The organism is Sinisalibacter lacisalsi (assembly GCF_014640115.1).
GTDB classification, from domain to species: Bacteria; Pseudomonadota; Alphaproteobacteria; order Rhodobacterales; family Rhodobacteraceae; genus Sinisalibacter; species Sinisalibacter lacisalsi.
The window spans coordinates 264,895-278,089 of sequence record NZ_BMGI01000006.1; the positions used below are offsets into that span (position 1 = coordinate 264,895).

Annotated in this window: 13 protein-coding genes; 3 read left to right on the forward strand and 10 right to left on the reverse strand. The window is 66.8% G+C overall.

The genetic code is table 11. The features are described 5' to 3' along the window. Positions 1-7 precede the first annotated feature (7 nt). Positions 8-1,051 carry a ketol-acid reductoisomerase gene (gene ilvC, locus IEW01_RS17100; RefSeq protein ID WP_368855202.1) on the reverse strand — a complete coding sequence of 348 codons (1,044 nt, stop codon included), beginning with the start codon at positions 1,049-1,051 and terminating at the stop codon, positions 8-10. Between the two features lie 92 nt (positions 1,052-1,143). On the opposite strand from ilvC, the gene IEW01_RS17105 reads away from it, so the two are divergent. Together IEW01_RS17105 and IEW01_RS17110 are read left to right on the forward strand one after the other, a co-directional pair. Then, complete coding sequence (locus tag IEW01_RS17105) at positions 1,144-1,620, forward strand: Lrp/AsnC family transcriptional regulator (protein WP_229738328.1); 477 nt, start codon at positions 1,144-1,146, stop codon at positions 1,618-1,620. Next, positions 1,617-2,072 carry an Lrp/AsnC family transcriptional regulator gene (locus IEW01_RS17110; protein ID WP_188530106.1) on the forward strand — a complete coding sequence of 152 codons (456 nt, stop codon included), beginning with the start codon at positions 1,617-1,619 and terminating at the stop codon, positions 2,070-2,072. Before IEW01_RS17105 ends, IEW01_RS17110 begins: the two co-directional genes overlap by 4 nt. 18 nt (positions 2,073-2,090) lie before the next feature. On the opposite strand, the gene IEW01_RS17115 is transcribed toward IEW01_RS17110, so the two are convergent. The 8 genes from IEW01_RS17115 to ppk2 all read right to left on the reverse strand — a co-directional run bounded on the left by IEW01_RS17115 (position 2,091) and on the right by ppk2 (position 10,382). Next, positions 2,091-2,570, reverse strand: a complete 480-nt coding sequence (locus IEW01_RS17115) for a DUF411 domain-containing protein (protein ID WP_188530109.1) — start codon at positions 2,568-2,570, stop codon at positions 2,091-2,093. Positions 2,571-2,609: 39 nt separating this feature from the next. Then, positions 2,610-4,943 (reverse strand): heavy metal translocating P-type ATPase, encoded by a 2,334-nt coding sequence (locus IEW01_RS17120; RefSeq protein WP_188530111.1) that lies wholly within the window; start codon positions 4,941-4,943, stop codon positions 2,610-2,612. Between the two features lie 49 nt (positions 4,944-4,992). Beyond that, complete coding sequence (locus IEW01_RS17125) at positions 4,993-6,348, reverse strand: APC family permease (protein ID WP_188530113.1); 1,356 nt, start codon at positions 6,346-6,348, stop codon at positions 4,993-4,995. After that, a complete protein-coding gene (locus IEW01_RS17130) occupies positions 6,348-7,019 on the reverse strand; it encodes a TVP38/TMEM64 family protein (protein WP_188530115.1) in 672 nt (223 codons plus the stop codon). Before IEW01_RS17130 ends, IEW01_RS17125 begins: the two co-directional genes overlap by 1 nt. After that, positions 7,016-7,228 carry a cupredoxin domain-containing protein gene (locus IEW01_RS17135; protein ID WP_188530303.1) on the reverse strand — a complete coding sequence of 71 codons (213 nt, stop codon included), beginning with the start codon at positions 7,226-7,228 and terminating at the stop codon, positions 7,016-7,018. The genes IEW01_RS17130 and IEW01_RS17135 overlap by 4 nt, the downstream gene beginning before the upstream one ends. A 73-nt stretch (positions 7,229-7,301) precedes the next feature. Continuing rightward, positions 7,302-7,664: a hypothetical protein gene (locus IEW01_RS17140; RefSeq protein ID WP_229738329.1), complete on the reverse strand. Its 363-nt coding sequence runs from the start codon at positions 7,662-7,664 to the stop codon at positions 7,302-7,304. Positions 7,665-7,955: 291 nt separating this feature from the next. After that, a complete protein-coding gene (locus IEW01_RS17145) occupies positions 7,956-9,200 on the reverse strand; it encodes a lytic murein transglycosylase (RefSeq protein ID WP_188530119.1) in 1,245 nt (414 codons plus the stop codon). 144 nt (positions 9,201-9,344) lie between these two features. After that, positions 9,345-10,382, reverse strand: coding sequence for a polyphosphate kinase 2 (ppk2, locus tag IEW01_RS17150; RefSeq protein WP_188530121.1), 1,038 nt, complete (start codon positions 10,380-10,382; stop codon positions 9,345-9,347). Positions 10,383-10,619: 237 nt separating this feature from the next. On the opposite strand from ppk2, the gene IEW01_RS17155 reads away from it, so the two are divergent. Beyond that, positions 10,620-10,766 carry a hypothetical protein gene (locus tag IEW01_RS17155; protein ID WP_188530123.1) on the forward strand — a complete coding sequence of 49 codons (147 nt, stop codon included), beginning with the start codon at positions 10,620-10,622 and terminating at the stop codon, positions 10,764-10,766. 63 nt (positions 10,767-10,829) lie between these two features. On the opposite strand, the gene IEW01_RS17160 is transcribed toward IEW01_RS17155, so the two are convergent. Further along, positions 10,830-13,121: a glycosyl hydrolase family 28-related protein gene (locus tag IEW01_RS17160; RefSeq protein WP_188530125.1), complete on the reverse strand. Its 2,292-nt coding sequence runs from the start codon at positions 13,119-13,121 to the stop codon at positions 10,830-10,832. Positions 13,122-13,195: the final 74 nt, after the last annotated feature.

Genomic DNA, 13,195 nt, shown 5'->3' on the forward strand with positions numbered 1-13,195 from the left:
CTGCGGCTCAGTTCTTTTCCTTGTCGACCATCTTGCCGGCCGAGATCCACGGCATCATCGCGCGCAGCTTCTCGCCGGTCTGCTCGATCTGGTGCTCGTCGTTGATCCGGCGGGTCGCCTTGAAGAACGGCTGGCCGACGGCGTTTTCCTGCATGAAGTCGCGCACGAACTTGCCGGTCTGGATGTCGGTCAGGATCTCTTTCATCGCCTTCTTGGTCTGCTCGTAGGGCAGAACGCGGGGGCCCGAAACGTATTCGCCATACTCGGCGGTGTTCGAGATCGAGTAGTTCATGTTGGCGATGCCGCCCTCGTAGATCAGGTCGACGATCAGCTTCACCTCGTGCAGCGTTTCGAAATAGGCCATCTCGGGGGCGTAGCCGCCTTCGACGAGGGTTTCGAACCCGGCGCGGATCAGTTCCACGAGGCCGCCGCAAAGCACCGCCTGCTCGCCGAACAGATCGGTTTCGCATTCCTCGCGGAAGTTGGTCTCGATGATCCCCGAGCGCCCGCCGCCGATCGCCGCGCAGTAGGAAAGACCGATGTCGAGCGCCTTGCCGGAGGCGTCATTGTCGACGGCGACGAGGCAGGGCACGCCGCCGCCCTTGACGTATTCGCCGCGCACGGTGTGGCCCGGGCCTTTCGGCGCCATCATGATCACGTCAACGCCGGGCTTCGGCTCGATCAGGCCGAAATGCACGTTCAGGCCATGGGCGAAGGCGATCGCGGCGCCTTCCTTCAGGTTGTCGTGGACGTATTTCTTGTAGGTCTCGGCCTGAAGTTCGTCGGGCATGGTGAACATGATGAGGTCGCACCAGGCCGCCGCCTCGGCGATGCCCATCACCTTAAGCCCTTCGGCCTCGGCCTTCTTGGCGGAAGCCGAGCCTTCGCGCAGGGCGACGACGATGTTCTTCGCGCCCGAATCGCGCAGGTTCAGCGCATGGGCGTGACCCTGGCTGCCGTAGCCGAGAATGGCCACCTTCTTGTCCTTGATGAGGTTGATGTCGCAATCGCGGTCGTAATACACGCGCATGGAGAGGCTCCCTTGGTGGATGTTTCGCCGGGCATCCTAGCGATCTTTCCTGAATATGGCTTGCAAAAGCGGGTGGATTTGCTCAAAAGGGCTGAATTCAATTCGCCAAAATGATGATTGGTGCAATATTCATGCAGATCGACGATACCGACCGCCGCCTCCTGCGCCGCCTCCAGGCCAATCCCGCCCTCAGCGCGGGCGAGCTGGCCGAGCTGGCCGGCGTCACCCCCGCCACCTGCTCGCGGCGGATCGAGAAGCTCACCCGCGGCGGCGTGATCCGAGGCCAGCACGCGGTGATCGACTGGGCAAGGCTCGGCTACGAGGTCGAGGTGTCGCTCCGCTTCACCCTCGACAAGACCAACCCGCGCGCCTTCGACGAGTTTCTCGCCGCCGCCCGCGCCGTGCCGGAGGTGACCGAGATCCAGACCCTCCTCGGCCGCGTCGACGTGCGCCTGCACGTGATCGCGCGCGACATGGGGCATTACCAGCAGATCTACCGCGAAAAGATCCTCACCCTGCCGCATATCGCCGATATCGAGGCGCTGATGCAGGTGGCGGTGATCGCCGAGGGCGAGGCGCTGCCGCTGTGATCCGGCTCGACGACACCGACCGCGCCTTCCTGCGCGCGCTGGCCGAGGATGCCACGCTGTCGGCCGGCGCCCTCGGACGGCGTTTCGGGCTGAGCCAGCCGGCGGCCTGGCGGCGGGTGAAACGTCTGCACGACGAGGGCGTGATCCGCGGCCGCCGCCTCGATCTCGACCACGAGGCGCTCGGCTTCGGGGTGACGGTGTTTCTGGGCGTGAAACTCGCCGCCAAAGGCCGGGTCAGCCTCGAGGATTTCGAACGCGCGGTGCGGGCGATCCCCGAGGTGCAACTCGTCCACCACGTGCTCGGGCTCTACGATTACCGCCTGCGCGTCGTGGCGCGCGACCTCGCCGATTTCGAACGCATCCTGCGCCGCCGGATCATGACGCTGCCGGGTGCGGGCGAGGTGGAGGCCAACGTGCTCCTGAGCGAAGAACGCCGCCCGGGGCCGATCTGAGCGGGGGCCTGCGCGCGGTCAACCAGCCGCATAGCTGGTATAGACCTCGGTCGACCCGTCGCCTCGAATGAGGAATACCTCATAGGCTTCGCGTTCGCTTTCCGGCCCCATACCGGGCGATCCGTAAGGCATGCCCGGCACCGCGAGGCCAACCGCATCGGGGCGTTCATCCAGCAGACGGCGGATATCGGCGACCGGGACGTGGCCCTCGATCATGTAGCCCTCGACCCGCGCGGTGTGACACGAAACCATCTCCTGCGGGATGCCGTTCGCGGCTTTGTAGTTCATCAGGAGCGTCCCGGCGCCGGGCTCGGTCGTGACGCGGAAACCACGCCCCTCGAGGATCTCGATCCAGCTACCGCAGCAGCCGCAGTTCGGGTCCTTGAGCACGTGGATCGACGGTCCGGCACCCTGCGCCATGGCCCTCAGGGGCGAAGCCGCCAGCAATGCAGCCCCCCCGAACAGCAGCCTGCGGCGGGAAAAAGTCACTTCGGTCATTTTGGTTCTCCTTCTTGGGTTGGATATTGTGCCGGCAGGTCAGAGCGCGACCCGCCGGAGCCGCAAGGCGTTCGTGATCACCGACACCGACGAGAGGCTCATGGCCGCCGCCGCGATCATCGGTGAGAGCAGGAGGCCGGTGGCGGGGTAGAGCACGCCGGCCGCGATCGGCACGCCGAGCGAATTGTAGGCAAAGGCGAAGAACAGGTTCTGCTTGATGTTCCTCAGGGTGGCCTTGGCCAGCTTCCGCGCCCGCACGAGCCCCACGAGATCCCCCCGCATCAGGGTGATCCCGGCGCTTTCAACGGCCACGTCGGCCCCGGTGCTCATGGCGATGCCGACGTCGGCGGCGGCCAGCGCCGGGGCGTCGTTGACCCCGTCACCGGCCATCGCCACCGACGCGCCTTTCGCGCGCAGTTCCTCGACCAGCTTCTGCTTGTCCTCCGGCAGCACTCCCGCGCGGACTTCGTCGATGCCCAGCCTGGAAGCCACGGCTTCCGCCGTGCGCTGGTTGTCGCCGGTGGCCATGATGATGGTCAGGCCAAGGGCATGAAGATCGCCGATCGCGGCCTCGGTCGTCTCCTTGATCGGATCGGCCACGGCGACGATCCCGGCCAGCACCCCGTCCACGGCCACGAACATCGCCGTCTTGCCTTCCGAGCGGAGCGTATCGGCCTGCGCTTCGGCCTCGCCCGTCTCGAGCCCGAGTTCCGTCATCATCGCCGGATTGCCGAGCGCGACCTTGCGTCCGTCGACGGTGCCGTGCACCCCTTTGCCGGTGACCGCCTCGAAATCCTCCGCCGTCGCGAGCGACAGACCACGGTCCTCCGCACCGTTCAGGATCGCCTCTGCAAGCGGGTGTTCGGAACCGCGTTCCAGCGCGGCGGCAAGGCCGAGCACCTCTTTCTCGTCCCCCTGCAGCGCCACCACATCGGTCAGCCGCGGCTTGCCTTCGGTCAGCGTCCCGGTCTTGTCGACGATCACCGTGTCGACCCGCGCCATGCGTTCGAGCGCCTCGGCGTCCTTGATCAGGACGCCGGCCTGCGCGCCGCGGCCCGCGGCCGTGGTGATCGAGATCGGCGTGGCGAGGCCGAGGGCGCAAGGGCAGGCGATGATGAGAACCGAAACCGCCGAGGCGATGGCGAAGGCCAGCGCCGGCTCCGGCCCGGCCCACAGCCAGACGCCGAAGGCGACGATGGCCACCAGCACCACCGTCGGCACGAAGATCGACGAGACCCGGTCGGCCAGCCCCTGGATCGGCGCCCGCGATCTCCGCGCACCGGCGACCATCTCGACGATCTGCGCGAGCACCGTGTCCGCGCCGACCTGGGTCGCCCGAATGGCCAGCGCGCCGTTCTTGTTGATCGTACCGCCCGTCACGCGGTCGCCCTCGACCTTCTCCACCGGCACCGGTTCGCCGGTGATCATGCTCTCGTCCACCGAGGACCGGCCTTCAACAACCTCGCCGTCCACCGGCATGCTGTCGCCCGGCCGAACACGCAGGAGATCGCCCTCGACGATGTTCTCGAGCGGCGCGTCGTATTCCGAGCCGTCGGGCAGGATGCGGCGCGCGGTCTTGGGTGCGAGGTCGAGCAGGGCGCGGATGGCGTCGCCCGTGCGCTCGCGCGCCCGCAATTCGAGCACCTGGCCCACGAAGATCAGCGCCACGATGACAACGGCAGCCTCGTAATATGTGCCCACGCCCTCGCCCATCCGGTATTGTTCGGGGAACACCCCCGGGGCGAAGGTCGCCACCAGCGAATAGAGGTAGGCCGCGCCCACGCCGAGCGCGATCAGCGTCCACATGTTCGGTGAGAGGTTGCGGATCGAGTCGCGTCCGCGCCGGAAGAACGGCAGCGCCGCCCACAGGATGACCGGTGTCGCCAGCACGAACTCCGCATAGACGGACATCTGGTGTCCGAGCCAGCCGCGCACATCGAGCCCGACGAATTCGCCCATCGTGATGATGACGAGCGGGACCGCCGCCCCGACGCTGATCCACATCCGGCGGGTGAAGTCGGCCAATTCCTCGCTGGGTTCGTCGGAGGGCACCATCGGCTCCAGCGCCATGCCGCAGATCGGGCAATTGCCGGGTTCGTCGCGCTGGATCTCGGGGTGCATCGGGCAGGTGTATTGCGCGCCGGGCTGCGCGCGCCGCCCCGCCTTCCGGGCATTTCCCGAGGCGTAGAAATAGGGATCGCCGTCGAATTTCTCCTGGCAGTCGGCCGAACAGAAATGGAAGGTCTCGTCGCCGTAATCTCGGCTGCGGGTGCCCTCCTTGATCTCGACCTCCATGCCGCAGACCGGATCGGTCGCGATGTCGGCGCCGGGGGTAATTTCGGGGGCGTCGTGATCGTGGTGATGGTTTGCCATGGTATCATGTCCTTTCGGCACAGATATGGGGCTTCCAGTCATTGGAAGGTCAAGCGTCGGAGCGATCGTTTTCGGGCGCGGAAGCGTGGTCGCCGTGGGCCTCCCCGCGTGGGGCCGGGTTCAGCCCGAGGAAGACGCGCTCGAACAGGAAGACGGCCGCCATCCCCACAAGCGCGATGGCCACGATCAGTGGATCGCTCTGCCACTTGAGCGTCGCGAAGGCCGCCAGCACGATACCGTCCAGCGCGATTGCGGTAAGAAGGATCCAGCCCCGGGCGCCGATTTGCGCGCGCAGCGTTCGCCAGACGCCCCAATGGATCAGGATGTCCATCACGAGGTAGAAGAAAACCCCGAGCGAGGCGATGCGGCTGAGATCGAAGAAGACGGTCAGCGCCCCGGCGATCACCACCGTGTAGACCAGCGTGTGGTCGCGGATCGTGCCGGGCATCCCGAAATGGCTGTGCGGGATCAGCTTCATGTCGGTCAGCATCGCCAGCATCCGCGACACCGCGAAGATGCTGGCGATCACGCCCGACGCGGTCGCGACCAAAGCCAGCGCGACCGTCAGGTAGAAGCCGACACGGCCCAGCGCCGGCTCGGCGGCTTCGGCGAGCGCATAATCCTTCGCCGCGACGATCTGGTCGAGCGGAAGGCTGGAGCCGACCGCGAAGGCGACGAGAAGATAGACGACCACGCAGATCGCGATCGAAATCACGATCGCGCGCCCGACGTTGCGGTGCGGGTCGGAAATCTCGGCGCCGCTGTTGGTGATGGTGGTGAACCCTTTGAAGGCGAGGATGGCGAGCGCGACCGACGCCAGAAATCCGGCCGCCACGCCCCCGTCACCTCCGCCGTCGCTCGCGGCCTCGAACGAAATGCCGCCGGCCCAGAGCCCCGCGATGCCGAAGGCCGCGATCCCGCCCACCTTGAGCACCGCCATGAGCTGAGACAGAAGGCCGACGGAACGGTTGCCCGCCGCGTTGACGAGGTAGGCGAAGACGATCAGCCCGACGCCGATCGCCGGGACGGACCAGCCCTCGGGATCGAGGCCGAGGCCGCGCATCAGGTATGTCGCGAAGGTGCGCGCGACGAGGCTTTCGTTGATGACCATCGACAGCGCCATCAGAAGCGCGGCCCCGGCCGCGACGGTGGTCGGGCCATAGGCTTTCGTGAGGATCATCCCGATCCCGCCCGCCGAGGGCCAGGCGTTCGACATCTTCACGTAGGTATAGGCGCTGAAGGCCGTCACCACCGCACCGGCCACGAAGGCCAGCGGGAACAAGGACCCGGCCAGTTCGGCTATCTGACCCGTGAGCGCGAGGATCCCGGCCCCGATCATCACCCCGGTGCCCATCGCCACGGCGTCGAACAGCGACAGGCTGTTCTTCTCGTATTGCTGCGCCATCACTCTTTCCTTCCATCCTTTGTTCGCGTCGCCACCCAGAGCAGCGGCACCGCCGTGACAAGCCCGAGGACGAGCGCGGCCGTTGTCGTCCGGCCCAGGTCCCCGCTGACCGCCTCGCCCCCGAAATGGGCGAGCAGAAAGCTCGCCGGGATGATCCCCGCCAAAGTCGCGAGGGCGAACCGCCAGGCATGAAGCCGGCTGAGCCCGGCGGCGTAGCTTATCATGTCGAACGACACGAAGGGCATCAGGCGGCTGGCGAAGACCGTTGCCGTCAGGGCAGTCTGTGACCCGAGCAGCCCCGCATCGACGCGCTCTCCGAACACCCTGCGCAAGACGTCATGCCCCAGCACCCGGGCGAGGCCGAACGCGATCAGCGCCCCCAGCTGGGCGCCGATCACGACCTGCACGGTTCCCCAGAAATGCCCGTAGGCCGCCCCGGCCGCGAGCGCGATCGGCGCGCTGGGGATCGGGCTGGCCACGACGGCGACGGTCATCAGCGCGACGATCAGGAACGGCCCCCAGAGGCCGGCGCGCGTGACCAGGATCTCCAGTCGTTCACCGTCCATCAGCACGCTTGCCCCGGCAAGGACCGAGGGCGCGACCAACCAAACGCCGAGCAGGACGATCCCGAGGATCGCCAGGCCTGTGAGGATGCCGGCGCGCAGGCTCATCGCAAACCGCCGCGCTCGACCTGCACCACTTCCGGGTCAGACAGGGCCCGTTCATTGACGAGACAGGCGTCCCGGCCGTAGTCGTTCAGGTCCACGGCCATTCCGCCCATCATCCCGGCATGCTCCCTGCCCGGCCGCGCGGGGCAGCTGTGCCACGCGATGGCGGCCGCTCTTGCGGCGAGAAAGCCGCGTCGCGAATGAATGTTCATGGTTGTCTCCTCGGGACATCCCGTCCCGTTCATCAAGGCCCAGGTGACGCCGCAGACGTCCGCCGCGGCGCGATCAGAGGAAACGGAGCTTCGGCGGGCGTTCGTTCAGTCCCGGCGCGCGGCCGATGTGGCTTGCCGCGGGCGGAAGGTCATGGGTGGCGGCGCCACGGCTGCGCGCGGCTTGCGCGTCAGGCAGGGTCAGGAAAGCCGAAAGGCCCGCGCAGACCACCGCGCAGGCCGCGGAATCGGCCGACCCACAGTTCTGCGCACCGTCACAGCCGAGCTGCGCAAGGTCGGGCGCGTGGACCATCTCGCCCAGATGCGCCGCGTGATCCGGGGCGGACCCGATGCCCATGCGCGCGGCATGTGCCGAGGTCACCGTCGCCGACACGGTGATCGCGAGTATGGCCAGCATGATGGCGAACCGTTCGATCATGCCGGCAGGATAGGCACGGGTCGCGGGATTGTCCATTCTCGCACGGGGCGCTGGCCTGGCAGAAGGTCTGCTCCCCGTGCAGCGAATGAAATTCGGCAAGGCTCGGGGATCGCTTGCGTGAGAGAACCGCCCCCGGTTTGCGGCGGCGTTCGCTGCACATGCCACGGAGGGCCGGTATGGCCGGTCACGTTCCGACGGGCGTTCGCTATTCGCAGCTTTGCCGGGTCCGCTTCCCGCGCATTACCGCCTCTCAGGACGGCTCGCGCAGGCCCTGCGTCAGCGGCATTCCCCTCACCCCTGCAACTGCCTGAGCAGGGCCTTCGAGGCGATCCCGGTTACCGGCAGGCGGCGGGCCTGTTCGAAGGCGCGGATGGCGGCGGTGGTCTTGTCGCCGATCACCCCGTCGGTGCCCTCGGTGTCGAAGCCGGCGGCGGTGAGGCGGGCCTGGATTTCCTTGCGTTCCTCCAGCGTCAGCCCCTGCGCGTCGGGGCCGAAGGTGCCAACGAGCGGGCCGCCGCCAGCGAGCCTGTCGGCGAGGTGGCCCACGCCGAGGGCGTATTTCATCGAGTTGTTGTAGGCCCGGAACACCTTGTAATTGCGGAACAACAGGAAAGCCGGGCCGCCCGCGCCGCTTGGCAGGATCAGCGTTGCCGGCCCGTGATCCGGCACCGCGCCGCCGGCGGCCTGCGTCACCCCCCGCGCGCGCCAGTCGGCCACGCTGCGGGTCACCAGATCGTCGCTTCCCGAGGGCAAGCGCACCTCCACGCCCCATGGCCGCCCGGCCTGCCAGCCCGATTGCGCCAGATAATTTGCGGCCGAGGCGAGCGCGTCGGTCGGGTCGTCAGACCAGATGTCGCGCCGACCGTCGCCGGTGAAATCGACGGCATGGGCCCGGTAGGTGGTGGGAATGAACTGGGTGTGCCCCATCGCCCCGGCCCAGCTCCCGGTCATCTTCGCCGGGGTGATGTCGCCGCTTTGCAGGATGGCGAGCGCGGCGACGAGCTGGCCCTCGAAGAAGGCCGCGCGGCGGCTCTTGTAGCCCAGCGTCGACAGCGCCGAGACCACCGGAATGCTGCCGCGCCGCGTGCCATAGGAGCTTTCCATCCCCCAGATCGCGACGAGCACCTCCTTCTGCACCCCGTAGCGCGCCTCGATCCGGTCGAGCACGCGGGCGTGGCGGGAAAGCATCCCGCCACCGGTCTCGAGCCGGGCGTCGGAGGCGGCGATGGCGATGTAATCCTCCAGCGTGCGCCGCGATTCAAACTGGGCGCGGTCGTTCTCGATCACCTTCGGCAGGTAGCCCGCGCTTTTGAAGGCGGCCTCGAGCGTGGCCTGCGAAATCCCCTTCGACGAGGCGCGGCCGCGAAACGCGCGCACCCAGGCATCGTAACCGCTGTCGGGGCTCGCCTTCGGCGCCGGGTCCGGGGCGGCCTGTGAAGACCCCATCGCCACCACCGGGCCGCGCATCGCGGGAGCGCAGCCCGCAAGCCCCGCCGCCACGAGCCCGAGGCCAACCGTTCTGCGTGTTACATTCATTGCCGCCTCCAGTTCAACGCGAGCCTAGCGCGCCGCACCTCGGGCGGCAAAGCCTTCGCGAAACCTCGGCGGAATCTGGCGCGGCCGCACGAAAAACGCGCCCGGCCGACAGGCCGCGCGCGTTGATCGCGAACGGGCGGCGGCTCAGCTGTCGCCCTGCCCCACGCGGCGCTGCTCGGGATGCATGCTCGCGCCGAGGATATGGTCGGCCCCGTGGATCACCTGGCTGGCGTGGCCAATGATCAGCGGGTCGGGAACATAGGCCAGTGCATGGTCCTTGTCGGGATAGTCGAGCGAGAACAGGAAATGCCGCATCGCTTCGAGCCGCGCGCGCTTCTTGTCGTTCGACTTCACGATCGTCCATGGCGCGTCGGCGGTGTCGGTGTAGAAGAACATCGCTTCCTTGGCCTCGGTGTAATCGTCCCACTTGCCGAGGCTGGCCTTGTCGATCGGGCTGAGCTTCCACTGCTTGAGCGGATCGTGCTCGCGCGCCTGGAACCGCGCGCGCTGCTCCTCCCGGGTCACCGAGAACCAGTATTTGTAAAGCCGGATGCCGGTGCGGGTCAGCATGCGCTCGAACTCCGGCGTCTGGCGCATGAACTCGAGGTATTCGTTCGGGGTGCAGAATCCCATCACCCGTTCCACGCCGGCGCGGTTATACCACGACCGGTCATAGAAAACCATTTCGCCCCGGGTCGGCAGGTGTTCGATATAGCGTTGAAAGAACCACTGGCCCTTTTCCTTCTCGGTCGGCGTGCCCAGAGCCACCACCCGGGCCTCGCGCGGGTTGAGGTGCTCCATGAAGCGCTTGATCGTGCCGCCCTTGCCGGCCGCGTCGCGCCCCTCGAACAGGACCACGAACTTCTGCCCGGTCTCCTTGGCCCATTTCTGAACCTTCAGGAGTTCCGCCTGCAACATCGCCTTCTCGCGTTCGTACGTCTTGCGGTCGAGCTTGCCCTCGTAGGGGTACTCACCGTTCTCGAAGGTCTGACGGATCAGATCGGCGGTCACCTGCGGAAACTTGGCAGTTTGCGCCTGCTCGGCAGCCTTTTCAGCTTGCCGCTTCCGGGCCAGTTCCGCCCGCGCCTTCAGGCGCAGGGATTCCTTGTCGCCGGGCCCGTTCTCCACCTTTTCCGATTCCTTTTCGGCGGTCACGGAAGGTTTCTGCGTGGAAATCGCCATTACGTTACTCTCCATCGTTCGTTCAGCAACGATTTTAGGCGCAACCGGCCGCGCGCGCCTTGATCCGAGTCAATCCGCGCCGCCGGGCCGGGATGACCCACACGCGGCAAAATCTTCCCCGCCGTGCGCGATTGTCGATGGCCGTCCGACCAAGGTCATGCGCTTTGCAAGATTGCGCCACGATCTCGCCGGGATTCGGGGCGAGGTTTGAACCGTGATCCGGACGGGAGATGACAGATGCCACTCTTTGAAACCATGACCGCAGATCAGGTCATCATCGCGCTGCTGGCGACGGTGGCCTTGCGCGAGGCAATGCTGCTCCTGTTGCCCGATTCCATCGCCGGGCCGCGGGGCTGGCTCGTGCGCACCGGCTCGGAACGCTGACAAACGGCAACCGCCCCGGCGCGGGGCCGGGGCGGTGCTGGGGTGCTGGCGCTCTTGCGCACGTCAGAGGGGGCGGTCGACCCGTGCGGTCACGTGCACGGTGCCCTTGCAGGGACGGGGCCAGACGAGCTGGACGTAATCGTTGTTCGGCCCCTCGTTGACCCGCACGAAAGGCATCGCCTCGACACGGTCACCGTTGCTGTCGGTGATCGCGCTTTCGGCCACCACCGATGTCACCGTGCGTGCATTGCCGCCGAAGGGCATGTAGGCGCTCACATCCAGCGTCCAGGTGCTCTGGTCGGAATTCTGCTGGAACTTGAGCGGGATCGGGCTCGACGCCGGCTGAACCACGCCGTGGAACGTGTTGCGCTCGAACACAAGGTTGCGGCAGCGCCACGGGTCGAGATCGGCGAAGGTGGTATCGACCCCGTCGACCCTGTCGATATCGCCCTTGATCGAGCGGAACACGTTCTGGTTCACGTGCAGTCCCGAGATGAAATGACCTGTGCCGTAGGGCTTGACCACGATGAACCGGAACGAGGGCAGCGTGTTGCCGGTGAGGAAGATGTTCCCGGTGATCGTGAGCCCGCCGAAAGAGAACTCGTTGTTGTGGTCGGGCGTGGCGTCATGCTCGTTGGTCCACTCGATATAGCAGTTGTCCACGTAGTTGCCGTTGAAGATGCTCGTCACCGGCTCGTAGGTGAACACCCAACCCGGCGCCAGCGCCCCGCCCGCCAGATCATCGCCCTGAAACAGGTGGTTGCCGATGATCAGGTGGTGCGTGCCGCACATCACCGCGGTGAGGCCGAACCGCTGGAACCGGTTGTTGCGGATCTTGGCGTCATTGGCGTTGACGTTGAACGCGACAGACGCGCGATCGACGGCCGGCTGATCGGAATCGGGCGAGGTGAAATGGCACCGGTCGATATGCAGATCCTGGCAGCCGGTGCCCACCGAGCTTATCCCGCGCGCCGCGACCTTGTTGAAATAGCAATCCTTGACCTGGAAATTCATCCCGCTGCGCGGCAGCATGATCCCCGATCCCCGCTTGAGCATCTGGAACTCGACGTTCTGGATCGTCATCCGCGAGAGCGCGGCGAAACCGACGAAGTCGAGCGCATATTTGTGGCGGGTGAAGGTGTAGGTCTGGGTCGTGTTGGGGCCGTGGAGCGGCTCGCTGAGCGTCAAGCTCGCACCGCTCACGTCCACGTCGCGCACGTAGATCTCCCGGCCCACGCCATGGCCGGTAACGAGCGAACCCGGCTGGATCTGTGCCGCGTTGCCCAGCGCGGTGATCTTGAACGGGTTCGCCGGGTTGTAGGTGCCCTGGCTGGTGCTCTGCTCCGGATCCCACGCGGTGGACTCCACCGCGTAGAACTGCCCGTTGCGGATGGTGCGCGGGATCTCGAACGCATCCACATCCGCCACCGCCGCCTGCATGTCGATCGGGCCATCCAGCTCGACGCGCCGCCCCTTCATGTCGAAGGCGTCGTGGTCGGCGTAGTTCATCAGCGCCTGAAACCCTTTCTTGAAGGCGAGCAGCTCGTCGCCGAAGGCGTCGATGTAATTCGGCAGGTCGAAGTTGCGGATCAGGATCAGCCGGGTGGCGTCATCCATCGTTACCGTGCCGTCAAACCGCATCTTCGACTGCATGGTCAGGCTGGACCCGATGAAATAGGTGCCATCTGGCACCACCACCGTGCGCCCGTCCGCCGCGGTGTCGGCGGCCACGAAGGCGGCGCGGTCATCGGTCACGCCATCCCCCACGGCACCGTAATCACGCACGTCCACGAGGTCGATCATGTCGCGCAGGAAGGCGCTGGTCACATCCTCGATCTCGAGATCGTCGATCCGAACAATTCCGCCCGAGCCGCCGGTCAGGTCCAGCCCGAAATGGCCATAGGACGCGCCGAGGCCCCAGGCCATGTGAACACCCGGGCGCGCCCCGGTGCCGACGATGGCGCTCACTTCCACGATCTCGCCGTATTGCGTGAGCGTCACCGAGGGGCCGACCTGGTCGAGCGCCACGAGGTTGTTGCCGCCCGCGTCGGCGGGATAGGCCGCAATCCGCACGCTCGGAAAAACGCCGCTCACCGCCTTCACGCGCGCGCGGATGCGCAGGTAGACCCCGGGCATGATCGGGGTCTGGCCGGTCCAGCGCAGCTTCTGCACCGCTTGCGTCTTGAGCAGTTCGAGGCAGCCGCCGAAATCCTGGTCGGCGGGCACGAAGGCGGCATTGGCGGCGCCGTCATAGGTGGCCGAGCCAGGGGTGCCGTCCTCGCTCGACCAGGCATCGAGGCCATTGGCGAAGGGAGGGGGCATCAGGTCCAGCCCCTCGGTAATTGCGATGTTCATTCAATTCCCTTTCAGGTCACAAATCTGCAAGAACCCGGGGTCGGCGGCGGGCGCGCGGTGTCGCGCGCGGGCAG

Coding starts and splice junctions, on each gene's coding strand:
- IEW01_RS17140 (WP_229738329.1), bottom strand. CDS start 7,664: ATGATCGAACGGTTCGCCATCATGCTGGCCATACTCGCGATCACCGTG.
- IEW01_RS17125 (WP_188530113.1), bottom strand. CDS start 6,348: ATGGCGCAGCAATACGAGAAGAACAGCCTGTCGCTGTTCGACGCCGTG.
- IEW01_RS17160 (WP_188530125.1), bottom strand. CDS start 13,121: ATGAACATCGCAATTACCGAGGGGCTGGACCTGATGCCCCCTCCCTTC.
- IEW01_RS17135 (WP_188530303.1), bottom strand. CDS start 7,228: ATGAACATTCATTCGCGACGCGGCTTTCTCGCCGCAAGAGCGGCCGCC.
- IEW01_RS17155 (WP_188530123.1), top strand. CDS start 10,620: ATGCCACTCTTTGAAACCATGACCGCAGATCAGGTCATCATCGCGCTG.
- IEW01_RS17130 (WP_188530115.1), bottom strand. CDS start 7,019: ATGAGCCTGCGCGCCGGCATCCTCACAGGCCTGGCGATCCTCGGGATC.
- IEW01_RS17145 (WP_188530119.1), bottom strand. CDS start 9,200: ATGAATGTAACACGCAGAACGGTTGGCCTCGGGCTCGTGGCGGCGGGG.
- ppk2 (WP_188530121.1), bottom strand. CDS start 10,382: ATGGCGATTTCCACGCAGAAACCTTCCGTGACCGCCGAAAAGGAATCG.
- IEW01_RS17105 (WP_229738328.1), top strand. CDS start 1,144: ATGATTGGTGCAATATTCATGCAGATCGACGATACCGACCGCCGCCTC.
- IEW01_RS17115 (WP_188530109.1), bottom strand. CDS start 2,570: ATGACCGAAGTGACTTTTTCCCGCCGCAGGCTGCTGTTCGGGGGGGCT.
- IEW01_RS17120 (WP_188530111.1), bottom strand. CDS start 4,943: ATGGCAAACCATCACCACGATCACGACGCCCCCGAAATTACCCCCGGC.